This is a genomic window from Mesorhizobium sp. RSR565B, from assembly GCF_054719465.1.
Genome location: NZ_JBTTIE010000001.1, coordinates 5,089,403 through 5,111,784, shown reverse-complemented (window position 1 = coordinate 5,111,784; position 22,382 = coordinate 5,089,403). Strand labels below are relative to the sequence as shown.

General features: G+C 61.9%; 26 protein-coding genes, 1 tRNA gene and 1 pseudogene. 18 read left to right on the top strand and 10 right to left on the bottom strand.

Going from position 1 to position 22,382, the window contains the following annotated elements:
• Positions 1–3: 3 nt before the first annotated feature.
• Positions 4–1,815 (bottom strand): adenine deaminase, encoded by a 1,812-nt coding sequence (gene ade / locus ACYG9R_RS24490; protein WP_023822948.1) that lies wholly within the window; start codon positions 1,813–1,815, stop codon positions 4–6.
• A gap of 261 nt (positions 1,816–2,076) precedes the next feature.
• Between ade and ACYG9R_RS24485 the strand changes: the two are divergent.
• The 5 genes and pseudogenes from ACYG9R_RS24485 (at position 2,077) to ACYG9R_RS24465 (ending at position 6,364) form a co-directional block, all read left to right on the top strand.
• Positions 2,077–2,926, top strand: a pseudogene (locus ACYG9R_RS24485) (alpha/beta fold hydrolase).
• A gap of 128 nt (positions 2,927–3,054) precedes the next feature.
• Complete coding sequence (locus ACYG9R_RS24480) at positions 3,055–3,717, top strand: outer membrane protein (protein ID WP_023695400.1); 663 nt, start codon at positions 3,055–3,057, stop codon at positions 3,715–3,717.
• 128 nt (positions 3,718–3,845) lie between these two features.
• Positions 3,846–3,931 (top strand) — tRNA-Leu (locus ACYG9R_RS24475).
• A 1,097-nt stretch (positions 3,932–5,028) separates the two neighbouring features.
• On the top strand, positions 5,029–5,220 hold the full coding sequence (locus ACYG9R_RS24470; protein WP_023667524.1) for a hypothetical protein: 192 nt from the start codon (positions 5,029–5,031) through the stop codon (positions 5,218–5,220).
• A gap of 895 nt (positions 5,221–6,115) precedes the next feature.
• Positions 6,116–6,364, top strand: coding sequence for a hypothetical protein (locus tag ACYG9R_RS24465; protein WP_023695401.1), 249 nt, complete (start codon positions 6,116–6,118; stop codon positions 6,362–6,364).
• Here the strand turns inward: ACYG9R_RS24465 and ACYG9R_RS24460 are convergent.
• The gene (locus ACYG9R_RS24460; RefSeq protein WP_023708468.1) at positions 6,361–7,224 is read right to left on the bottom strand and encodes an ATP-dependent DNA ligase; all 864 of its coding nucleotides are present in this window, start codon (positions 7,222–7,224) and stop codon (positions 6,361–6,363) included. The genes ACYG9R_RS24465 and ACYG9R_RS24460 overlap by 4 nt on opposite strands.
• 86 nt (positions 7,225–7,310) lie before the next feature.
• Between ACYG9R_RS24460 and ACYG9R_RS24455 the strand changes: the two genes are divergently transcribed.
• Complete coding sequence (locus ACYG9R_RS24455) at positions 7,311–7,532, top strand: hypothetical protein (RefSeq protein ID WP_023681532.1); 222 nt, start codon at positions 7,311–7,313, stop codon at positions 7,530–7,532.
• Between the two features lie 724 nt (positions 7,533–8,256).
• Positions 8,257–8,445 (top strand): hypothetical protein, encoded by a 189-nt coding sequence (locus ACYG9R_RS24450; RefSeq protein WP_023704573.1) that lies wholly within the window; start codon positions 8,257–8,259, stop codon positions 8,443–8,445.
• Between the two features lie 277 nt (positions 8,446–8,722).
• Here the strand turns inward: ACYG9R_RS24450 and ACYG9R_RS24445 are convergent, their stop codons facing one another.
• Both ACYG9R_RS24445 and ACYG9R_RS24440 read right to left on the bottom strand, forming a co-directional pair.
• On the bottom strand, positions 8,723–9,694 hold the full coding sequence (locus tag ACYG9R_RS24445) for an ATP-grasp fold amidoligase family protein (protein ID WP_023704572.1): 972 nt from the start codon (positions 9,692–9,694) through the stop codon (positions 8,723–8,725).
• A gap of 89 nt (positions 9,695–9,783) precedes the next feature.
• On the bottom strand, positions 9,784–10,362 hold the full coding sequence (locus tag ACYG9R_RS24440; protein WP_023667531.1) for an NUDIX domain-containing protein: 579 nt from the start codon (positions 10,360–10,362) through the stop codon (positions 9,784–9,786).
• 143 nt (positions 10,363–10,505) lie between these two features.
• Between ACYG9R_RS24440 and ACYG9R_RS24435 the strand changes: the two genes are divergently transcribed.
• Both ACYG9R_RS24435 and ACYG9R_RS24430 read left to right on the top strand, forming a co-directional pair.
• Positions 10,506–11,603 (top strand): NADH:flavin oxidoreductase/NADH oxidase, encoded by a 1,098-nt coding sequence (locus ACYG9R_RS24435; RefSeq protein ID WP_023704571.1) that lies wholly within the window; start codon positions 10,506–10,508, stop codon positions 11,601–11,603.
• A 124-nt stretch (positions 11,604–11,727) separates the two neighbouring features.
• On the top strand, positions 11,728–11,982 hold the full coding sequence (locus ACYG9R_RS24430) for an SH3 domain-containing protein (protein WP_155923147.1): 255 nt from the start codon (positions 11,728–11,730) through the stop codon (positions 11,980–11,982).
• Here ACYG9R_RS24430 and ACYG9R_RS24425 read toward each other — a convergent pair.
• Positions 11,976–12,104, bottom strand: a complete 129-nt coding sequence (locus tag ACYG9R_RS24425; RefSeq protein ID WP_280800218.1) for a hypothetical protein — start codon at positions 12,102–12,104, stop codon at positions 11,976–11,978. The two genes, ACYG9R_RS24430 and ACYG9R_RS24425, sit on opposite strands and share 7 nt — an antisense overlap.
• A 23-nt stretch (positions 12,105–12,127) precedes the next feature.
• On the opposite strand from ACYG9R_RS24425, the gene ACYG9R_RS24420 reads away from it, so the two are divergent.
• Complete coding sequence (locus tag ACYG9R_RS24420) at positions 12,128–12,406, top strand: DUF982 domain-containing protein (RefSeq protein ID WP_032885501.1); 279 nt, start codon at positions 12,128–12,130, stop codon at positions 12,404–12,406.
• 59 nt (positions 12,407–12,465) lie between these two features.
• Positions 12,466–12,705: a DUF2188 domain-containing protein gene (locus ACYG9R_RS24415; RefSeq protein ID WP_023667535.1), complete on the top strand. Its 240-nt coding sequence runs from the start codon at positions 12,466–12,468 to the stop codon at positions 12,703–12,705.
• 119 nt (positions 12,706–12,824) lie between these two features.
• Here ACYG9R_RS24415 and ACYG9R_RS24410 read toward each other — a convergent pair whose 3' ends face one another.
• Together ACYG9R_RS24410 and ACYG9R_RS24405 are read right to left on the bottom strand one after the other, a co-directional pair.
• Entirely contained in the window at positions 12,825–13,097 is a 273-nt protein-coding gene (locus ACYG9R_RS24410; protein ID WP_023688343.1) for a hypothetical protein, read from the bottom strand.
• A gap of 65 nt (positions 13,098–13,162) precedes the next feature.
• Positions 13,163–14,164, bottom strand: coding sequence for an alpha/beta fold hydrolase (locus ACYG9R_RS24405; RefSeq protein WP_050590503.1), 1,002 nt, complete (start codon positions 14,162–14,164; stop codon positions 13,163–13,165).
• A gap of 174 nt (positions 14,165–14,338) precedes the next feature.
• Between ACYG9R_RS24405 and ACYG9R_RS24400 the strand changes: the two genes are divergently transcribed.
• From ACYG9R_RS24400 to ACYG9R_RS24370, 7 genes are all read left to right on the top strand, one after another.
• Entirely contained in the window at positions 14,339–15,079 is a 741-nt protein-coding gene (locus tag ACYG9R_RS24400) for a competence/damage-inducible protein A (protein ID WP_023815366.1), read from the top strand.
• 98 nt (positions 15,080–15,177) lie between these two features.
• Entirely contained in the window at positions 15,178–16,011 is an 834-nt protein-coding gene (locus ACYG9R_RS24395; RefSeq protein WP_023681540.1) for a universal stress protein, read from the top strand.
• An 86-nt stretch (positions 16,012–16,097) separates the two neighbouring features.
• Positions 16,098–16,598, top strand: a complete 501-nt coding sequence (gene gpt / locus ACYG9R_RS24390) for a xanthine phosphoribosyltransferase (protein WP_023667540.1) — start codon at positions 16,098–16,100, stop codon at positions 16,596–16,598.
• Positions 16,599–16,804: 206 nt separating this feature from the next.
• Positions 16,805–17,302, top strand: coding sequence for an NUDIX hydrolase (locus ACYG9R_RS24385; RefSeq protein WP_023667541.1), 498 nt, complete (start codon positions 16,805–16,807; stop codon positions 17,300–17,302).
• Positions 17,303–17,487: 185 nt separating this feature from the next.
• Positions 17,488–17,808, top strand: coding sequence for an ArsR/SmtB family transcription factor (locus ACYG9R_RS24380; protein WP_023822952.1), 321 nt, complete (start codon positions 17,488–17,490; stop codon positions 17,806–17,808).
• Positions 17,805–18,269 (top strand): SRPBCC family protein, encoded by a 465-nt coding sequence (locus ACYG9R_RS24375; RefSeq protein WP_023821395.1) that lies wholly within the window; start codon positions 17,805–17,807, stop codon positions 18,267–18,269. The genes ACYG9R_RS24380 and ACYG9R_RS24375 overlap by 4 nt, the downstream gene beginning before the upstream one ends.
• Positions 18,270–18,289: 20 nt before the next feature.
• A complete protein-coding gene (locus ACYG9R_RS24370) occupies positions 18,290–18,703 on the top strand; it encodes a GFA family protein (protein ID WP_023822953.1) in 414 nt (137 codons plus the stop codon).
• A 43-nt stretch (positions 18,704–18,746) separates the two neighbouring features.
• On the opposite strand, the gene ACYG9R_RS24365 is transcribed toward ACYG9R_RS24370, so the two are convergent.
• The 3 genes from ACYG9R_RS24365 to ACYG9R_RS24355 form a co-directional block, all read right to left on the bottom strand.
• Positions 18,747–20,552, bottom strand: coding sequence for an ABC transporter ATP-binding protein (locus ACYG9R_RS24365; protein WP_023822954.1), 1,806 nt, complete (start codon positions 20,550–20,552; stop codon positions 18,747–18,749).
• Between the two features lie 388 nt (positions 20,553–20,940).
• Entirely contained in the window at positions 20,941–21,351 is a 411-nt protein-coding gene (locus ACYG9R_RS24360) for a GNAT family N-acetyltransferase (RefSeq protein ID WP_023822955.1), read from the bottom strand.
• A 70-nt stretch (positions 21,352–21,421) separates the two neighbouring features.
• A complete protein-coding gene (locus ACYG9R_RS24355) occupies positions 21,422–22,372 on the bottom strand; it encodes a diacylglycerol kinase catalytic domain-containing protein (protein ID WP_027050400.1) in 951 nt (316 codons plus the stop codon).
• Positions 22,373–22,382: the final 10 nt, after the last annotated feature.

The window sequence follows — 22,382 nt, the reverse complement described above, 5'->3', positions numbered from 1 at the left end:
ATCTCAGATAAACAAACCGACCTTCTGGAACGTCGTCACGTCGATCAGGCCGACATCGGAAATCCTGAGCTCCGGAATGACGACCAGCGCCAGCAGCGAGTGCTGCATGTAGGCGTTGTTGAGCGAGCAGCCCATCTTGCGCATTGCTTCGGTGAGTTTCTCGGCCTTGGCCGCCACGATTTCGGCGCGCTCGTCCGACATCAGCCCGGCGATCGGCATTTCGACAAGCGCAAGCTCCTTGCCCTTCGAAAACAGCACCACGCCCCCGCCGACCTCGCCCAGCCGGTTGACGGCCAGCGCCATGTCTTCCTTGTTGGTGCCGACGCAGATGATGTGGTGGGCATCATGTGCGACGCTCGACGCAATGGCGCAGTCGCCCATATAGCCGAAGCCTGAGACGAAGGCATTGGTGACGCCGCCGGTGCCGCGGTGGCGCTCGACCAGCGCGATCTGGCAGATGTCGTTGCGGCGGTCCATGGCGACCAGCCCGTCCTCGACCGGCAGGTCGGCCTCCAGCGCCCGCGTCGGCGCCTGGTTTTCGATCACGCCGATGACCCGCACCCGCACCTCGTTGGCGCCCTTGGGCGCCGCAATGTCGAAGTCGCCTGGCTTCAGCTTCTTGCCGAGCTTGACGGTGTTCTTCGCCGATTTGGGGTAATCATAGGCCGGGATGTCGATCTCGAGCTTGCCGCCCTTGGCCAGCCTGATACCGCGGCCATAGACCTCGTCGATGGTCATGGCGGCAAGATCGGAGACGATCAGCAGATCGGCCAGCCGTCCCGGCGCGATCGAGCCGATCTCGCGCTCCAGCTTGAAATGCTGGGCGGTATTCAGCGTCGCCATCTGGATCGCCGTCACCGGCTTCAATCCCTGTTGGATGGCGTGGCGCACCACCCGGTCCATATTGCCTTCATGCACCAGCGTGCCGGAATGGCTGTCGTCGGTGCACAGGATGAAGTTGCGCGGGTCGAGACCGCTCTCGGTCACCGCCTTGATCTGCGAGGCAACATCGTACCAGGCCGAGCCCAGCCGCAGCATTGCCTTCATGCCCTGGCGCACACGGGCGATTGCGTCCTCGGCGCGTGTGCCTTCATGGTCGTCCTCCGGCCCGCCGGCGACATAGCCATGGAACGGCAGGCCGAGATCGCGCGACGCATAGTGGCCGCCGACCGTCTTGCCCGCTCGCACCGTGGCGGCGATCTCGCCCGACATCACCGGATCGTTGGCCACGACACCGGGAAAATTCATCACTTCGCCGAGCCCGATGATGTTTTCCCAGGTCATCGCCTCGGTGACATCGGCGACCGTCAGTTCGGCCCCGGCATGCTCCAGACCCGGCGCCGACGGCACGCAGGACGGCATCTGGACGTGCACGTTGATCGGCATGGCGACGGCCTCGTCATGCATCAGCCGCACGCCGGGCAGGCCCAGCACGTTGGCGATCTCATGCGGATCGATGAACATCGAGGTGGTGCCGTGCGGGATCACGGCGCGGCAGAACTCGGTGACGGTCACCATGCCGCTCTCGACATGCATGTGCGCGTCGCACAGGCCGGGCACGAGATAGCGGCCGCCGGCGTCGACCACCTTGGTGCCCTGGCCGATGGCATGGCTGGCATTCGGCCCGCAATAGGCGAAGCGGCCGCCGGCAACGGCGATGTCGGTGCCGGCTATGATTTCGCCGGAGTGCACGTTCACCCAGCGGCCGTTGCGAATGACGAGATCGGCAGGCTTGCGCCCCGTCGCGACGTCGACCAGATGCGTCGCCATCTCGGTCCAGGGCTTGGGTTTCGTCGCCGACGGCTGCTTGGCCATGAAAGACTCCTGTTTGCCCGACTGTGCCAAGCCGGCAACGTTTTGACCAGCGATTGCGGACGAAATCCGGTCAATGAGAACTCGCCCGGGCGGATGCGCTGCACCTGTTCACCCCGACGACAGCATCAACGGTGCAGTCATTCAGTTTGGCTTGTGCCGGCACTTATGCTACTATTCTGGCGATGGTGCTGATTTGCGCCGACGACCCGCCGCGAGGCGGGTTTTTGTTGTGATGAGCCCGAAACCTCCTGAGGTGAAGTCATGATCCGGTTCCTGAAAGCATTCGCCTTCGTCACCCTGTTCCTGATCTCGTCCGGCTTTGCATCCGCCGAGGAGCGTTGGCAGACCTTGCCGGAGCCGGCGGCGATGCCCAAACCGGATCAGAGCGGATATGCGCCGGTCAACGGCATTCAGATGTACTATGCCGTTTTCGGCGCCGGTGATCCGATTCTCCTGATTCATGGCGGCCTTGGCCATGGCGACATCTGGGCAAGCCAGGTGGCGACCATGTCCAAGACGCACAAGGTTATCATCGCCGACAGCCGCGGCCATGGCCGCTCTGCCCGCACCGAGCAGCCTTACGGCTGACCTCATGGCGTCGGACTATCTTGCGCTGCTCGACTATCTCAAGATCGACAAGACCGCTCTTGTCGGCTGGAGCGACGGCGGCATTATCGGCATCGACATCGCGCTGCATCATCCGGAGCGGCTGACACGGCTCTTTGCGCAGGCCGCCAACGTCACCACCGATGGCGTCGATCCGGGTGTGCTGACCAACAAGACCTTTGCCGCCTACATCGACCGCTCGGGCCGCGACTACAAGAAACTGTCGAAGACTCCCGACCAGTACGATGACTTCGTGGCGCAGATCAGCCACATGTGGGAGTCGGAGCCGGCCTGGACCAAGGAACAGCTCGGCAAGATAACCACGCCGACCGCGATCGTTGCCGGCGACCATGACGAGGCGATCAAGCGCGAACACACCGAATACATGGCCTCCGTCATTCCGGGCGCCAAGCTCATCATCCTGCCCAACGCCAGTCATTTCGCCATGCTGCAGGCGCCGGACGAATATAGTCAGGCGGCGCTGGACTTCATTGACGCCAAATAGCGCCCCCAGCTAGAGCACCCAGCGCAGCAACGGGTGCATTCCGATTGTTGAACAATGGGTTCCGTTTTGCGGCGAATAGGATTACCTTCCGACAAGGCGCCTTCTGAACCGCCTTTTCGGAGAACTCGATGCGCTGTCTGACGATTGCCAGTGCCGGATTTCTGATTGCTCTGGCCGCGCCGGCATTCGCCGCCGACCCGATGGCGGTGCCGATGACCGAACCAGGCTTCGACTGGACCGGCTACTATGCCGGCCTGCAGGCCGGCTACGGCTGGGGCCAGTCCGACATATCAGTGACGGAAGGCGCGCCGTTTTCCATCTCGCCCGACATTGACGGCGGTTTCGTCGGGGCCCATGTCGCCGGCCTGTGGCAGTTCGACCAGGCAGTGCTCGGCGCCGAGGCGGAGCTCAATTATTCCGCCGTCGACGGTACGGCCGTATCAGGCCTTGGAAGCACATTCCGCACGGACATCAAGTGGTTCGGATCTGTCGACGCCAAAGCGGGCTTCGCCATGGACCGCGTGCTGGTCTACGGCGTCGGCGGCGTCGCCTTTGCCGGCATCGAAACTTCGCAAGTCGCGGGCGCGTCGTTCGCCGGCACACGCACCAATGTCGGCTGGACCTTGGGTGCCGGCGTCGACTACGCGCTGACCGACAAATTCATCGTCGGCGCGCAATATCGCTATTACGATTTCGGCTCCGAGCACTATGACGTGGCGGAACCCTTCAACGATCGCGATCAGGATGTGAAGCTGAACGCGGTCGGTATCAATCTCAGCTACAAATTCTGAGCGTTCTCGGCGACTGAGATTTTCGCCACAACCAATTGTTTTGAAATCACGAACCACCTTTCATGAGTTCGACACTCGGCAAAAGATGGCTTGACGGGTTTTCGCTGGCGTCTGAAAAGGGCTGGCCTGCGGACGTGGTGGAAATGGCAGACACAAGGGACTTAAAATCCCTCGATCTCTGATCGTACGGGTTCGATTCCCGTCGTCCGCACCAAATTGAAATGCTTAGGATTGGTTCTGTAAGAACTCACTGGCTACCATAGAAAAGGCTGACGCGGGTAGCCGTAGAGCCGGGATACAAAGCCGGGAACTGCCATGCTGGAGTTTTGGTGTTCGGTATTGGCTGCCGTAAGAACAGTGACGGGGCTGACGGCGCAACTGCGCTTGAGCCAAATCCCGAACCTGTAGCCCCTTCGGTCGTAAGCTCGGCAGTTGGGGATCTACTGCATCCGAAAAACGACGGTATCCGTGTCGCTGGATTTGCATCGAATGCCGACCAAAACGCCGAGTTCATAGTCATCGACGTGCCACGGTCGGAACGTCGACCACATCGAAGCGATCAAAAGCAATATTACAAGCGTGCTGGTAGCTCTTCATACCTATGGAGCATGTCGACATCGAGGATGCCTTCCGAAGTACCGGAACTTACAATGAAGGCCGACATGAGAAATACCCGTCGTCCGGCCTTGACGGTCATTATGAGATCAGGATGTGGCCGCAGAACGGGAGCCGGCTGGGGCCGCAGCGGCCTCAACCCGGTGGGCATGCCCCGTCGCGATTTTAAGAAGAGTTGCAGCCGTTTCCTGTGGCGTCCAACCTTGCGCTTCTGACGCAGTCACCAAGGCCGCAAACGCGGCTTCTAATGCGACTTCACAGTTCACCTCACGGTCTGGGCTATCCTCTGGCAATATCGGGGGTTCGACGGATTGGGACATCGTGACTTCTTTCAAAGGGGAAAAACCCGCCGCCCCAGCCTTTTGCCACTCAAACATTTCAGCAAAGGATCATTCCAGCTATCAGCAGCGTGATTAAAACTGACAACGGCACGGCCAGAAGACCGACCAACTCAACATTTCTTGTGTTTTGTCGCTTGTCCATCTTCGTCGCCCGCATGTCGTTGGCTTTGGCATCTTGCCGTCAACGTGCAGCTGTTGGAACCAACCACAAGTGCCGCTGATCGGAGATTCAGTCGGTGCTGCATATTAGCAACACATTGTGGAACGATCGGGCGGCATCAGCCAATTGCTTTTGAATGCCCTTGCACTTGCTTCGTACGATTCCGTACAGTTTCCCCCATTGGGGGAGCTGCCGATGGACCATGACGAGGAAGGCTACAGCATTGACGCCTTCGATTTCGATGTGGTGTGCGAGACCTTCAGGAGATCCGTTCGGGAGCTGAACCTGGCTGAAGAGCATTGGGTAGACCACGCGAAGGCGCTCCTACGGGAATTCACCGACAGCGCACCTGACGACGACATGATTAGCCGGATCGTCGGGCGCTAGTGGCCTATACAGCCCTAGTTGGTTAGAATCGTACCCCGGTCCTGCCACGGAAACCTTTTCCAAGGTTTGCCGCGTCATAGAGGCATCACAGAAGCTCTCGGAACAGATTGCCCAGCGCGGAGGCCTATTAACGAAAACTCGCCACCTTGAGGCAACGGGCATCGCCAATGCCCTCAGAGAGCCCTGCCTGGACGTGTGGCGTCCTGTCCGGCCCTCGCCATTGATTTCGTCGGCAAGCTTGTCTTTGGCCTCGTGATAGGTCTTGAAGTTGGCATCGGGATCGCAATCGCCGGCTGCCAAGGATGCCGGGCCGCTGGCCGACCTATCAGTCAGGCGTCCGAAGCCAGAGCGTTATAAAGCAGCAAACACGCCAGGATAGAAACGGCGCTGCCTAGCAGCTGGTCTGCCGTCAGGCCGGAAAAATAGACAAGATGAAACGTCACCATCGCTCTACCAATCACGGTTCGGAACACTGCCGAATTAACCGTTAGCCGACGCTAATGTTCCGCTCTGGACTCACTACCGCTTTGGAAGAATCCTGCCGCAGCGATCAGCGCCCCGCCGACCTTGATCTCAACGTCGGTGCCACAAGGCTTCCTTCGTTCGCATGGTTCGCAGAGATTAGCACGATCGCATACTCTCATCTCATCCGGCGTCGTCTCCCTCACAAAGCAGCGCCGGTAAGGCTCGGCGACCTTCTTGTTTGTCCCGTGTGCCAAAGGAGGTCGCCGGGCCTGCCGTTGCTCATCTTTGCTGGTGGCTGCTCCTGATGGCTGCGCTTGGCGCCGTCGCCCTACTGCTACCTGCGGGGTAAGGCCGGCGAGCCCTCTTGTCAGGCAGTCCGGCATGTAGGATTATAGTCCTCGTTGCGGCGACCCCTCAATGGAGAGCGCCAGTGGCCAGAACCAAACCTTCGGAACAACTTTCCCGGGCTGAAATCGAGCGCTTCCTGGCGGCAGCCGAAGCGCTGCACAAGAGCATCGTCGGGCCGCTCCTGGCGTACCACGGCGAGCACTACCAAGCTCTACGTAAGGTCCATGGACCCCTGTTGAAGTCGATCGAGACCATCACCGGCCAGAGGGCGAAGTTCATCCAGTGGAACGGGACAGGACCGGCACAGCCCCGGGACAAGCCTCCGGGCTAAGTCTCCTCCCGGAAATCCAGCAGCTTGGCATGGCGAAGCTTCTCCTCGCCCTTCAGGAACCGCACGCGGCCGACCAGGCCCGGCTTTAGCCATTCGGCCTTGTCACTCTTGAGCCCTTTCGGCGCCGGCCCGCCCATCTTGCCTTGCACGCGGTCCCATAGGCGCTGGCGCTTGTCCGCCTTGAAGGTGACGAAGGCGCCGCCGGCATAGTGGCCTTTGTCGGCCATCAGCACCATGGCAGGCTTGCCGGCCTCGCGCTGCACGCCGATGATGTCCATCTCCTTTTCGGCATAGCACTTGATCTTGCGCCAGTTCGTCGTCGGACCCGACCGATACTTACTGCCCTTCCGCTTTGAAACGATACCTTCAAGCCCAGCCTGGTCGACCAGATGAAAGACGGCGTCGCCAGTGCCCGGCATCGCTTCGCTGAACTGGATTCGGCCACCGTCCGGGATCAACGCCCGGAGGATCTCGCGACGGTCTTCCACCGGCGTGTTCCGCAAGTCATGCCCGTTCAGATGCAAGAGGTCGAATGCTGGCAGATACAGATCGCGCGACGGCTTGCGGCTGGTCGCGGCTGATTGATGCGCATGGAAGTCGGATAGGCCAGCCTCATTGATCGTAATGGTCTCGCCGTCGATGATGAAGTCTTTCGCCTCGATCGCTTCCGCCTCACCGGCAAGTTGGATGTAGCGGCCCGTCCAATCATAACCGTTCTTGGTGATCAGCCGAATCCCGTCATCATCCTTGATGACCTGGGTGCGGTAGCCATCGAATTTGATCTCATGAATCCAATCATCGCCCATCGGCGGCGTGTCGACCAGTTCGGGTTCCATGGGCTTGATGAATTTCAGACGCATGCACTGACTCGCAGAACCGCGACTTCAATTAGCTATCACTAAATTAGTTCCGGAACATTTTAGACGAATTGGATGTTTGAAGGGCTATGAAGATCGAAGCCGACCAATGCCGGGCAGCGCTGACGCTCATCCGGCGCACAATGGAAGAGCACTGTCCTCCTGGCGTGCTGCCGAGCGAAGAGATGGTCAATGGGCTCTATGGTCCGGAACTGATCCATGAGGCGGAAGCCATTGCCGCCGGCATCGTCGCAACCATTGACCAGCTGCAATTGCCCGTGATGAAACCGCCGTCCCCTAGTATCAAATAGAGACCGACACAGGGAAGGTCGCTTGGCCGCCCGATCGTGGGCTCGCAACGACCGGCGAGGCGATGCCGGCCTCACCAAGGGTTACAGCCCCTCGACCAGCAGCGAAGGCGGCTCGCGGCAGTGCAACGCCCGAAGTGTTTCGAGGCGACAATGTCCACCGAGCGTAGCCAGCGCGCGTTGTGCTGCACAAGGACTGAGGCAGCGGCACGACCGCCCGGGCTACTCCAAAGGCGGCTCTTCGCTCTGTGGAGCCAAAACGGTGATATCCATCCTGGCGATTGTCGATGCGGCGCGCCCCTGGGCGCCAGAATCCGTGTCGCCACTTTCTGCCGCCATTGCCTTGGCGCGATGTCCTACGCTGTCTGCGCTTTTGCCTGGCGCAAATCCTTCGCCCGGTTCTGTCTTTGCGGGTTTCGGTCGAGTTTCAGCTGCCTGCCGATGTTGGTTTCCAATCGCCGAGACCATTGATACCTCCCCTTGATGAGGCCGCGACTGTACCTGTCAAGGCTGTAGCGAGGCTGATCACTTAAGTGGTCGGGTTGCGCCCGCTCGTCGTGGCCCTCCGATCACTGGGCTCTCGATGCCTTGGCGCTCGCGGACGTCTGGCCGGGTGGGAAGTTCAAACTCAGCCGCCCTTTGCGGCACCGGCTTCGCCCGACAATCAGGAACGATTTCGCCCGCCATGTGTTACGCAAACATGAATCTCGCGGATCCCGGATCAACAATGGCAACCGATCTTTTCACGATGCAACTCGCTGATGCTCAGCAGCGCATCAAACAGACCGAGTTCGCGCTGGTACTCAGCGAGAAAATGGTGGCTGAGAACCTCGCTTTATCCAGCAGGATACGATCGGCGAGGCGGCGTGTCCTGAAGGCCGGAAGGCCTCTGGCGACAGCCGACTCAACAAGCTGAAAGAGTTCTTCAAATGATCTCGACCCAGTCGGGACGTGGGAGAGCTTGCCGGTAACCTTAGCGGTAATCGGCCGAGTCGCAGCAGGAAGCGCGCCGAAAACTTGCTCGATGAAGACTGCGGCGTCGCTATGACCGCTACGGCTCAGTTGAGGCAGCACTTCGAAATCACGGCTATTGACCTGCTGAGCTATCAGTTTCCCTCGATCTCTAATGGTATGGGTTCTCCGCACCACCCTTCGCTCTTCGAGCTTCGGGGTGGCAGGCCACCGAGTAGCCGTCAAACGTCGAGATAGCCGGCGGCGACGAGCATTGCCTTGTATCGCCGGGCAAATCGGCTGGGCAAACGGCTGAGGTAAGCTGACGCGCCAATATCCCAATGCGCGCCCAGTTCGCGGTCGAAGGCAGCCGGGTCGAATTGCAGCAAGCCGCTGCGTGGGTAGACCGTGAATTCTCCGAAGATCGGCTCCCCCTCCTCCTCGTAGAAATCGACACGCACCATGTCGAACTCGCTGCCGAGCGCCTCGGCTGCCTCGATCATCCGCGCCAGGCTCTTGGGAGGGGGAATTTCCAGGCTCGAGTCGATCGCGCCCTGGGCAATGTTCAGCGGGCGCCAATCGCGATCCAGGTGGGCGGTATTCTTGACCGTGGAACGGAAGGCGACGACGACGATGTAGGCGACGCGGCCAGCCAGCACACAGAATTTGTAGTCGACCGGGTCATAGCCCTGGTCCTTGCCCACAAGTGCTTCGACGAAAACCCGCCGCTCTATGTGCGCATAGCTGCGCTCCAGCTTGCGGGCGCCATAGGTTTGGCCAAGGTATTCCGTCATCTCGGCAATGATCGCCTCCCGGTCGGCGTTGGCCGGATCGCGAACGATGACATTCATGGCGCAACCGTGGTTGCATTTGACGGCGTAGGGGATTTTCAGGTCATCGAAGGGGATCTGGCGCGGATCGTCGCCCTGCCACAGCACCTCAGGGATGGCGAGCCCGGGAAGCCGCTCCCTGACGATTTCCTTGGACTTGAGCTTGTCGAGAAGACCGGCAAAGCGAGGATCGTCATCGAAAATCTTGCGCCAGTGGATCTTTTCCGTGAACGTCACCGGGGCTGCAAAATTCGGCAGATGCCGCATCCGCTCAAGGAAACGCTGGGTCAACCGGCGGTAGCGGACAAGCAGCGCGGCGTTCAGCAACAGGAGAGATGCCCGCGCGCTGTTTCGCTTCAGCCATGCCTTTGCGCCACGCGCCATTCCGGTGTCCTTGCAACCTGCGCAACTTCATCCGCGAAGTGGACGTGCCACCCTGCCCGCAGCAGTGAGGCACGTCGAGCTTCGCCGAGCTAGCCCTTCATCGGGTACAGTTTCAAATGCTGGATCAGGATGATCGTCTTGGCGTCGATGATGCGGCCGTCTGAAATGCCGGCCAGCGCTTCATCAAGAGGCATTTCCAGAACCTCGATGTCCTCGCCCTCGTCGGCCGCGCCGCCGCCGGCCGAGATGCGGTCGGCGGGTGAATAGCGCGCCACGAAGAACCACAGCCGTTCGGTGACGCTGCCCGGGCTCATATAGGGGGAAAACAGCCGCTCGATGTTCTGTAGGCGATAGCCGAGCTCTTCCTCGGCCTCCTTGAGGATGGCGGTTTCGGGATCGTTTTTGTCGAGCAGGCCGGCGCAGGCCTCGATCAGCGGTTCGCGGTGGCCGGTGACGTAGGCGGGGTAGCGGAACTGCCGCACCAGAAGCACCGTCTGGCGCTCGGGATCGAAAGGCAGGATAACCGCGCCGTCGCCACGATCGTAGGTCTGGCGAATCTGCGTCTCCCACTGCCCGTCACGCCGGCGATAATCGAGGACGGTCTTCTTCAGGACCGCCCAGTCGTCGGACAGGACTTCCTCCGAGCGGATGCGGATACGATCTTCCATGATGAGCTCCAAGCTGTCGGCGCCATGGCGTAACCGCGAACGGTTTTGCGCGCAACCGAAACGGCGAAGCTTTCACCGCCTCGTGTCTGGTGCCGGCAACTGCCATCGCCTAAATAGCTGCAGTCCCTCTCCGGAGTTTTTTGATGACCGCAGCGCTTTTCCAGCCGATCGCCCTCGACGGCCTGACCTTTCCGAACCGTATCGCGGTGGCGCCGATGTGCCAGTATTCCGCCGAAGACGGCTCGGCCAGCGACTGGCATCTCTATCACTGGATGAACCTGGCGATGTCGGGCGCCGGCATGGTCACCGTCGAGATGACCGACGTCGAACGGCGCGGCCGCATCACCCATGGCTGCCTCGGCCTCTATTCCGACGACAACGAGGCGGCCGCCCGGCGCACGCTGGATGCAGCAAGGCGCGTCGCCGCGCCGGAAACGAAATTCGGCATTCAGCTTGCCCATGCCGGCCGCAAGGCCTCCAACCGAAAGCCCTGGGAAGGCGGCGGCCCATTGCAGCCGGGCGAGGATCCCTGGCAGACCGTCTCGGCCTCGGCCATCGCCTATGACACCGGCTGGAATGTGCCGCATGCGCTGGAGGAGGATGAAATCCTGCAGCTTATCGAGCGCTTCACTCAAGCCGCGAGGCGGGCCGAGCGCGCCGGCTTCGACTTCCTCGAGTTGCACGCCGCGCACGGCTATCTGATCTTTCAGTTCCTGTCGCCGCTTTCCAACCAGCGCACCGACCGCTGGGGCGGCTCGCTGGAAAAACGCATGCGTTTCCTCATCGAGATCGCCAAATCGGTGAGGAAGGCAGTTCCAAACCTGATGCTTGGCGCCCGCCTGTCGGTAAAGGACTGGGTCGATGGCGGCTTCGAGGTCGACGAGGCGATCGAGGTGGCCAAAGCCTTGAAGGCGCTTGATGTTGCCTATCTCTGCTGTTCGAGCGGCGGCAATTCGCCGTTGCAGAAGCTGCCGACCGGCCCCGGCTATCAGGTGCATCTGGCCGAAGCGGTGCGCAAGGGCGCCGGCATCCCGACCCGGGCTGTCGGCCTGATCGACGATCCCGCGCAGGCAGAGGCGATCGTCGCCGACGGCCGCGCCGACATGGTGGCGCTGGCCCGCGCCTTCCTCGCCGATCCGCGCTGGGGCTGGCGCGCCGCCGCCACCTTCGGCGAGAAAATCCATCCCGCGCCACAGCTCGCCCGCTCGGTGACGACGATGCAGCATTGGACGAAGGGCTGAACAGGCAGCGCCGACGGATGCGCCAAACGCATCTGCTGGACAGATTGCCGCAGCTTCGCTTTAATCCGCCCGCTATAGTCCCTGGGGGCAGGCCGCCTTGGCGGCCGGATTGGGAGCAAAGTCCATGGCATCAAGGGCAATCTATCCGGCGGCAGCCGCTCTGGTGGTCGCACTGTCGTTCGCCGCGTCGTCTCCGGTCGGCGCGCAATATTGCGAAGGCACGGTGCACGGCCTGTCCAGGCACTACGATCTGGATACCGGCAGCGGGTTTCTCGCCGTGCGCGTACGGCCGAACTCGTCGTCGCGCATGATCGGGCAATTGTTCAACGGCGACCACACGGAGATTTTCGACCGCCGACGCAATCGTTGGTCTCAGTAACCGCAGTCGTTGCGCAGCCAGTGGGCGTTGGCCCAGCCGGTCCGTCCGCCGATTTCGACCTGGTACCAGTTGCCGGTTGGTGAGACGTTTGGGCGCAGGCTGACGGCCACTTTTGCAACCATATTGGCTGCTTTGCGTTGCGGCCATCATGGATAACAAACCTTTTGAAACCCCGGTCGTGGTCGAACTCGGCCATGTCGGCAAATATCGCCAGATCCGCAGCACCCAGGAAGCGGCGGAGTGTCTGATGACGGTGTGGCCGCTCAATCGCGGCCCGCGCCATCGTGATGCTCTCGACACTTGCCTCAAAGTGCTGGAAGGTTATCGTTCGACGGCCGATGCACGCAGCGCTTTGATCGAAGCGGCCAAGGAATCGGAAGTGCTGGTTCCCGAAGACCGGCTGCCAGACGCCAAGTTGCATTGAAGCCCAGATAGCATTGAATAACGGGCCGCATTGAGCGGACGGACGAACCGGAGGATTTCATGGCGAAGCTGACTTACAAGATCGTCGAGCATGACGGGGGCTGGGCCTACAAGGTCGGTTCGACATTCTCGGAGACATTCCCGACCCACCAGGATGCGCTGCGCGCCGCCGAGATCGCCTCGGCCGAACAGCAGATCGCCGGCGCCACGGACGGCATCCAGTATGAGGATGCCGAAGGCAAGTGGCACGACGAACTGGCCGACGGCCGCGACCGGCCGCAGACCGAAGTTTCCGACTGATCCTTGCCCCTCAGCTTTCGCTGCCGGCCATGGATGCTCGCCTAAGCAATTCCCTTGGGAATTGCGTGTCAAAACAAACAGGCGGGACATCCTGCCGGTCAGTCGAAGCCGCGGCTTGATCACTTGCCGCAATATTGATCGTTCACGTTGGGCCTCACATTTCCATAGGGTCCTGACGGGTCGGAGGCGCACGGCCCCGTAGCGCCGCCATAGCCTTGGCTGCCGTCGGCATTGATGCTGCCGGTGGTGCTCTGGTCGACGGTCGATGACTGCTCGTTCCCGAACGGCCACCAGCTGTGATGGTTGGAATACGTGCTGTCCGATGACTGCGCCATCGCCGATGTGGCAAGACCGATCGTCAGCACGGATGCTGCAAAAACTTTCCTGTACATTGAATTACTCCGTATCCGCCGCCTTGGGTGCGACACGGGGTAAAACCGGATATCAGCCGAATGGTTCAGTGAAATTGTTGTGAGGCTGTGGTGAGGTCTTGGCCGGCGAATGTCCGCTCGGCAATGCGCTTGATGAAGGCGATGACGCGGTCCGGCTCGACGAATTGCGGCATGTGGCCGAGGCCTTCGACCGTCTCGAAATCGAGCCCTTCGATCCTGTCCTTCACCGGCTCCCCATGTATGCGCATGGCGATGACGCGATCGGCTGTCCCGAAGAAAATGCCGGCCGGCATGGCGATCTCTTCATAGCGCTCTTCGATGCGGCCAAGATCCTGTTCGACCGCTACGAAATCGGTGGAGGTTGCATGGAAATGGCTTGGCCTCAGCCCGAGCCATCCGCCGCCATCGATCATGTAGTCGGCGGGAACGGCCTGCGGCGCGAAGATGAACTCCAGTGTCTGCCGCGCATATCTGGGGCTTGTCGGTATCGCGACGGTGTAGACCATGATCCAGCGCCAAAGCCGCGAACGGATATAGAGCAGGCCCGCTTTCTCGCGGGCGCCGGCTTCCAGATGCGTCAGCGGCGCCAGCAAAGCGATGCCGGAAATCGCGCCGGGATGCTCCAAGGCCAGGGTCAGCGCGACGGCGCCCCCCAGCGAGTGCCCGACCACGAGCGGCCTTTCCAGCCCGAGTGTTTCGATGAAGCGCCTGATGATCTCGACCTGTTCAGGCAGACGGCCGGTGGCTCCTCGCGCGCGAACAGAATAGCCCGATCCCGGCCGGTCGAGTGCAATGAGGCGGTAGCCAGGGCCAAAGCGCTCAAACAGCGTGTGGCGAAACTGGTGGAGTTGCGCGCCAAGTCCGTGCACGAACAGGATCGGCCGTCCCTCGCCCGTTTCGATATAATGGACGCGGCTGCCGTCGATCTCGACGAAGTTTCCGCCGGCCGGCACCAGCCTTTCGGCCTTGGCGGCAATCCAGAGCGTTGCCGCGACCAGGCAGGCTACGATGACGAGAGCCAGCACGGACAGGCCGGCAACAAGCCACAGCAGAATCGATACCAGCATGTTTTCACCCGGGAGCGGACCGGCGCGCACCATCACCCACTGACGAACGCTCGGCAAGGCAGATGGCGGCTTGTGTCGGCATTGCCGCCAGTTCGATGTCGCGCTATCTCAGGCGACCTTCTTTCTGCCTCAGGCGACCTTGTCTGCCAACGGGCCTGTTTGCCGGAGCCTTCCATGCCTGAAATCGTCACTGCCGCCATGCTTGTCATCGGCGACGAGATTCTGTCCGGCCGCACCAAGGATAAAAATATCGGCCACCTCGCCGATATCATGACGGCTATCGGCATCGACCTGAAGGAAGTGCGGATCGTTCCCGACGAGGAGGACGAGATTGTCGCTGCGGTGAATGCCGTACGCGCCCGCTATACCTATGTCTTCACCACCGGCGGCATCGGCCCAACGCATGACGACATCACCGCCGATTCGATTTCCAAGGCTTTTGGGGTGCCCTGCGAATACGACGCCAAGGCCTATGCCATGCTGGGCGAGAGCTATGCCGCGCGCGGCATCGAATACACCGAGGCCCGCAAGCGCATGGCGCGCATGCCGCGCGGCGCCGACCATATCGACAATCCGGTCTCCGTCGCGCCCGGCTTTCGCATCGGCAACGTCCATGTCATGGCCGGCGTGCCGGCGATTTTCCAGGCCATGCTCGACAATGTCGTGCCGACGCTGAAGGCCGGCACCAAGATGCTGTCGGCCACCGTCCATTGCCCGTTCGGCGAAGGCCTGATCGGTGGTCCCTTGGGCGATATCCAGAAGGCGCATCCCGACACCATCATCGGCTCCTATCCGAAATATGGCGACGGCAAATTCTGGACCGAGCTGGTGGTCCGCGCCCGCAGCCAGGAGGCGCTGGATTCGGCACGCAAGGACGTCGAGGCGATGGTGGCCGGCTTCACCGCCGCCAATTGACCCTGGGTTCGCGGACCATCGCCGGGCCGGAACCAAGCACCGCACTCCCACGTTTTCCCTCGAGCGCAGCACGCGCCGGCAGATTTGAGGGATTTCGCATGCGCTTCAAGACCATCGTCGCCATATTGCAGAACGAACAGGACGCCGAACGCGTGCTCGACTGCGCTATCCCGCTTGCCGACCGGTTCGAGAGCCATCTCATCGGCATCCATGCCGAAGCGCTGCCCGTCCCCTACACCTCGGCAACCGGCTTCCCCGACACCGAGTTCCTTCAGGTCTCCGCCGACATGAACCGCGAGCGAGCCGAGAAATTGCAGGCGCTTTTCGTTGGGCGGATCGAGAATTCCGGCCTTTCCTTCGAATGGCGCAGCCTCGAGAGCTTTTCCGGCGACAGCGCGCTGACGGGTATTTCCAGCGTGCGCGCCGCCGATCTGATTATTGCCGCGCAGCGCGAGACCGGGGGCGACACGAGCGCCGATGTCGACACGCTGGTTTACGATGCCGGCCGGCCGGTGCTGGTGGTGCCGCATGAGGGGCCATTGGTCACCACATTCAAACATGTGCTGCTGGCCTGGAACGGCAGCAAGGAGGCGGCGCGTGCCGCCTTCGACGCGCTGCCCTTCATCATCGAGGCCGAGAAAACCGACATTCTGGTCATCGATCCGCCGGATACGCTGGATGACAACCCGGAAGCCGCCGGCGCCGAGATCGCCGCGGCACTCTCCAGGCATGGCGCAACGGTCAGCGTGTCGGTGCAGAAATCGGGCAATGCTTCGGTCGATGACGTTATCCAGACCCGGATCGCCGAGACCGGAGCCGACCTTCTGGTGCTCGGCGCCTACAGCCATTCCTGGCTGCGTCAGCTTTTGTTCGGCGGCGTCACGCGCACCGTGTTGCGCAGCGTGCCGGTGGCGGCCTTTTTGTCGCGGTAACTCCACAGACTGGCCCGCCCTTGCCAATGCCCTGACTTTCCAGTTAATTCCGCGCGCATTCCACAATGGTGCGCGCGGAGTGCAGAATGTCCCTTCCCGAAAAAGCCTTTCCGGTCTCCTGGGACCAGTTCCATCGCGATGCCCGGGCGCTCGCCTGGCGGCTTGCCGGCGCCAACAAGGGTCAGTGGAAGGCCATCGTCTGCATCACCCGTGGGGGCCTGGTTCCCGCTGCCATCATCTCACGCGAACTCGGCATACGCGTCATCGAGACGGTCTGCGTCGCCTCCTATCACGACTACACCAGCCAGGGGCAATTGCAGGTGCTGAAGGAGATCACGCCGGCGCTGCTCGCCGATGATGGCGCGGGCGTGCTGATCATCGACGACCTCACAGACACCGGCAAGACGGCAGGCATCGTGCGCGCCATGATGCCCAAGGCGCATTTCGCCACCGTCTACGCCAAGCCGAAAGGCCGGCCGCTGGTCGACACCTTCATCACCGAAGTCAGCCAGGACACCTGGATCTACTTTCCCTGGGACATGGGTTTCACCTACCAGAAGCCGATCGCCGACGATCACGCCGGCTGATTCGCGCCAGCCCCATTTCTGCCCAGACGACCAAACCCGCCCCGTCTGCTATGAAAACAGACACTGGAAGGCACATTATTCTGTCGAATCGACGCCTGTTGGCGGATTGGACGGTTGGTGTGATGTTTTTTACTTTTAAGACTTACACTTGTCGGTAAGATTCATACGGCGGCTAACGATTCTGAGGGCTGGGGTAGCTTTCACTGATGCTGACGACACCGGCGACACACGACCATCTGGCTGAAAGGGTCCGCAAGCTCTTCGGCACTTCGCCTTGTCGCCTGCAGGTTGCCGCTTTGCCATGGCGCAATAACGAAGACGGCGTCGAGATCATGCTTATCACCAGCCGAGACACCGGGCGTTGGGTGCTGCCGAAGGGCTGGCCCGAGGCCAGGGAGCCGCTCTGCGAGGCAGCGGCGCGCGAGGCGGGCGAGGAAGCCGGATTGCGTGGCAAGATTTCGCTTTTCGAGGCCGGTCGTTACTTCTACGCCAAGGCCCTCGCGTCCGGCGAGGAAGTCCCTTGCGAAGTGCTGGTGTTTCCGCTGCAGGTCGAGCACGTTGCCGACCGCTGGAAGGAAAAGCGCGCGCGCACCCGCAAATGGGTCAATGGGGCCGAGGCCGTACGCATGGTCAACGAGCCGGACCTCTGCCAGATCATCGCCCATTTCTGCGCCGATCCCGACAAGTTCGTCGTTAGAGCCTAGCTCACAGCCACCGCTGCATAGTCCTGCGCGCCCGCACCGGTTCTTGCCCCGATTCCGGGCTCGGTGCTTCGCTCCGCGCGCCAGCAATCCGACACTATAAATCCCTCCCCTTCAGGCCAAGCTTAGCCACAGCTTGACATGCAGGTATTTACCTGCATATTGTGTCTTCAAGATGAGTGAGACCGATGGACGCCGACAAGGTTTTCAAAGCGCTGGGCGACCCGACCCGCAGAAGGCTGCTCGATCTTCTGTGTGAGAAGAACGGCCAGACGCTCGGCGAGCTTTGCCAAACCCTCGACATGGCAAGGCAATCCGCGACCCAGCACATCGATCTTCTGGAGGCGGCCAATCTGATCAGCACGGTCAAGCGTGGCCGAGAGAAGCTGCATTTCATCAACCCCGTGCCGCTGCACGAAGTCTACGAGCGGTGGGTGCGAAAATTCGAACGGCAGCGGCTGAGCCTGCTGCACGACCTGAAACAAGAACTCGAAGGAGACGACCAATGACCCGGGAAACCACCAGTTTTGTCTACGTGACCTACATCAGATCGACGCCACAAAAGGTGTTCGAAGCCATCACCAGGCCCGATATCGCCAAGCGCTACTGGGGCCACGAGAACGTCTCCGACTGGAAGCCCGGCTCGAAATGGGAACATATTCGCGCCAATGAGGAGCGCTCTGTCGAACTCGTCGGCAAGGTGGTCGAAATCTCGCCGCCAACCCGCCTGGTCATGAGCTGGGCCAACGCTTCGCAGGCCGACGATCCGACCAAGCATAGCCGGGTGACGTTCGCCATCGAGGAATACGACACCATGGTCAAGCTGACCGTCAGCCATGACGAGCTCGAAGCCGGCAGCGGCATGGCCAAGGGCATCAGCCAGGGCTGGCCGGCCGTGCTGTCCAGCATGAAATCCTTCCTCGAAACCGGCACAGGCATCGACCTGTTCGCCAAGCCGAAATCGGCCTGAAGCAACCGCGGAGAACGACGATGACCAGGCACTTTACCGGCGGCTGCACCTGCGGCGCGATCCGCTATGAGGCCACCGGCGAGCCGATCTTTCAGAACCACTGCCAATGCCTCGATTGCCAAAAGCGCAGCGGTACTGGCCATTGTTCCTATGTGACCTTCGGCCGGCGCGCTGACGTAAAGATCACCGGCGAGCCGAGCACATGGCGGATGATCGCCGACAGCGGCAATGAAAAAGCCCAGGCCTTTTGCCCGACCTGCGGCACGCCGGTCTACGTAACGTTCGTCGCCATGCCGGAGGTGACGGCGATCCAGGCCACGAGCCTCGACGATCCCGGCCAGTTCGACCCGCAGGCGGTCACCTACACCGTGCGCGGCCACGTCTGGGACACGATCGACCCAGCGCTTCAGCCATTCGAGCGAATGCCTGGATGAACCAGGCAGAGCCCTATCCCTCGGATAGGGCTCTGCGTTCAGCTCAGATCACCAGGCCCTTGGTCAGTTCCAGCGCCTGCCGCTCGAACAGGCGGCGGTAGATGCCGCCCTTCAGCCGGATCAGCTCGTCATGCGAGCCTTCCTCGACGATCTTGCCACGGTCGAACACGAGCAGCCTGTCCAGCGCCCGCACCGTCGACAGACGGTGCGCGATGACCAGCGTCGTGCGGCCAACCATCAGCCGCTCCATCGCCTGCTGGATCAGCACTTCCGATTCCGAATCGAGGCTCGATGTCGCCTCGTCCAGGATCAGGATGCGCGCATCCGCCAGGAAGGCGCGCGCGATCGCCACCCGCTGGCGCTCGCCGCCCGACAGTTTCACGCCGCGTTCACCGACCAGCGTGCCGTAGCCCTTCGGCAGGCTGGTGATGAAGTCGTGCGCGCTGGCGAGCTTGGCGGCATGCTCGATCTCGGCCTGCGTGGCGTCCGGACGGGCGTAGGCGATGTTTTCCGCCAGCGAGCGGTGGAACAGGATGGGCTCCTGCTGGACGATGGCAATCTGCGCGCGCAGCGACGCCTGTGCAACCTGGGAGATGTCTTGGCCATCGATCAGGATCCTGCCGCCGCTGACATCATAGAGACGCTGGATCAGCTTCACGAAGGTCGTCTTGCCCGAGCCGGAATGACCGACCAGTCCGACCCGCTCGCCCGCCGCTATCTCCACCGAAAAGCCGCGGTAGAGCGGCAGGCGATGGCTGCCATAGTGGAAGGTGACGTTATCGAAGGCGATGTGGCCATGCGTGATCCGGATCGGCTTGGCGCCGGGCCGGTCCTCGATGCCGAGCGGTTGCGACTGGAAATCGACCAGTTCCTCCATATCGTTGACCGAACGCTGCAAATTGCGGATATGCGTGCCGATGTCCCTGAGGTAGCCCTGCAGCACGAAGAACGAGGTCAGCACGAAGGCGACATCGCCCGCACTTGCCTGGCCCCAGGCCCACAGCATCAGCGACAGGCCAATCACTGCCGTCCGCAGCACCAGCAGCATGGCGCCTTGCGTCGTGCCGTTGATGGTGCCGCGCACCCAAGTGCGGCTGGTCCGCGCGCGCCATTTGGCGAGGACCTTGGCAAGACGCGTTTCCTCGCGCGTCTCGGCGCCGAAACCCTTGACCACGGCATTGCAGCTCACCGCATCGGCAAGCGAGCCGCCAAGCCGCGTATCCCAGCTGTTGGCGAGCCGTGCCGCGGGCGCGACATAGCCGAGCGACAGCAGCGCCGTCACCGTGATGAACAGCAGCGAGCCGACTGCCACGACCAGCCCCATCAGTGGCCAGAACCAGCCGAGCAGCAACGTCGAGCCGACCAGCATGGCGACCGATGGCAACAACGCAATCAGGATGGTGTCATTGAGCAGGTCGAGAGCCCACATGCCGCGCGTGACCTTGCGCACCGTCGATCCGGCAAAGCTGTTGGCGTGCCAGTCGGTTGAGAAGCGCTGCACGCGATAGAACGCGTCGGCGGCGATGTCGGCCATCATCTTCAGCGTCAGCTCGACAATGCCCATGAAAGCCAGGTTGCGCAGCACCACGCCGGTCAGCGCCAAAGCGATGAGCGCCAAGAACGCCGCCATCGCCGCATTCCACGCGACAGCGTCTGCCGCCGCATTGCTGGCGACGGCGTCGACCAGCCGGCCGGAATAGAGCGGCGTCAGAACGTCGGCCAGGGTCGACAGCAGGAAGCAGCCCATGATCAGCGAAAGCCGCCACGGCTGGCGCCGCCAATGGCTGAGCGTGAAGCCAAGAACGCTGCGAAAGGCGCTCGCGCGCAGATCGATTCGGAAACGAGCCATGATGTCATCCGGGCGCAAATCTGCCCGGTCCCGGTAAGGTCTGAAATTGAAAACCGCGCTGGGCAATTCGCCCGGGGCTGCGGAGGTTCGGCATAGGTGGCGGCGCGCCCGATTTGTCGGGTGGCGACCGGCATCGGCAGAAGCCTGTGCTCGACCCGGCATCAGTGCGAAGGACAAACCTTCGCCGGACGCCAGGTGAGACCTAGGCTTCGCGGCCTCGCATTACCATGTGAAATACTGCCATTCGGACCTCCCGCAAGACACTTGCGGAGTGGTCCTTATAGAGACGCCATGAAGGATCGCCAAGGCCAGGCACGTGGCAAAGCTTAACTGGTCCAACCAGTGAGGTTATTTTGCAACAACAGCCGGCCAACCCCCCGCCTGTGCCTCATTCCGGGTTGCGATCGAGGCGCATGTAGCGGCCTTCGGTCGATCCCTTGAAGCCCAGCTTCTCATAAAGGCCATGCGCGTCACTGGTCGACAGGCTCCAGTGCGAGACCGTGCTGAGTTCAGGGTGGTCGATGAGCGCCCGCACCAGTTGCGTGCCAATGCCTTGGCCGCGATGCTGCGGCCAGATGATGATGTCGGCGAGATAGGCAAACACCGTACGGTCGGTGATGGCCCGGCCAAAACCGACTTGGTTCCCGTCGATATAGGCCGCGGTGCAGAACGAGTTGGCAAAGGCGCGGCGATGAAAGTCATCGCTGCGGCCGGCGCCCCAATAACTCGCCCTCAACAGATCGGAGGTCGCCCGGAAATCGATCCGTGACATGTCGAAGCTGATTTCACAGTCGGGCACGGTGCCTCGCAAAGAATGGAGGGCGGCCGAATTCAGTCCGGCCGGTGATTTGGCTGCCCACGTGGCGCGCTTATGGCACCACGAGATAGGCCTTCTGGTCGGCGATCGCGATGGTCACGTCGGTGCCGGAATTGAACTCGACGAAATCGAGCTCCATCCCGTCGCTGAAGATGACGCCGCCCCTGCTCTGCCGCGAAGAAACCACCAGCGGCCGGTCGCGGGTGATGACGCCATGCACAAGCGACACGCCGGTCGTGTTGCTCGGAAACGGTTCGCGCACCGAAAAGAACAGCTGTTCGCCTTCGCGGTCATAGCCTTGCGGCGGCACGGTCGGCACGGAGTTGTCACCATAGGCCGCGGCCAGTCCCGCGGCGCCCGCCATAACCGAGCGCAGCCAGCCGGTAGAGCCGGCGCCCGTGGAGATGATAATGCCGCTCGACGACTGGCGCTCGGTCCTGCCGCCATAGGTCAACTCGTAACGCGCCGAGACATGCGTCGAGGCGCCAACGAACAGATCGTTGAAGGCGATCAGCCGGCGTCCGTCATTGGAGCGCGCTTCGGCCATCACCACCGCCTGGCGCTTCGCCTTGCCGGCGATCGTCAGGCCGAGGACCTTTTCGGTATCGTCGGCATTCCACGGCAGCAACACGCCGTCGAAAAGCGCCGGGTTCGGGTTGATGCCGATCAGCGGCTGGTACGGGAGGTACTTCGCGGTGTTGGACACCAGCCCGTCCTGACCGAGCGCGATCACCGCGTCGGAGCCGAATTCGAACTGCGGGACCAGTTCGCGGTCGAGCCGCAACTGTTTGAGGCCTTGGGGAAGCGAACCCATCACCCGGTCGAGCGCCTGGTGATAGACGTCATGCGCCGCCTTGACCGGGTCGAAATTCATGCCGGCCTGCCGGAGATAAAAGCGCGCCTGTCCCTGCGTGTTGAAGCGCGTCGTCAGCTCCTCCAGCTCGGTCTTGCGGGTGACGACGATCACCCGGTCGATCGGCCTGCCGCTCTGGTCGCTTGCCACCCGAGCTTGC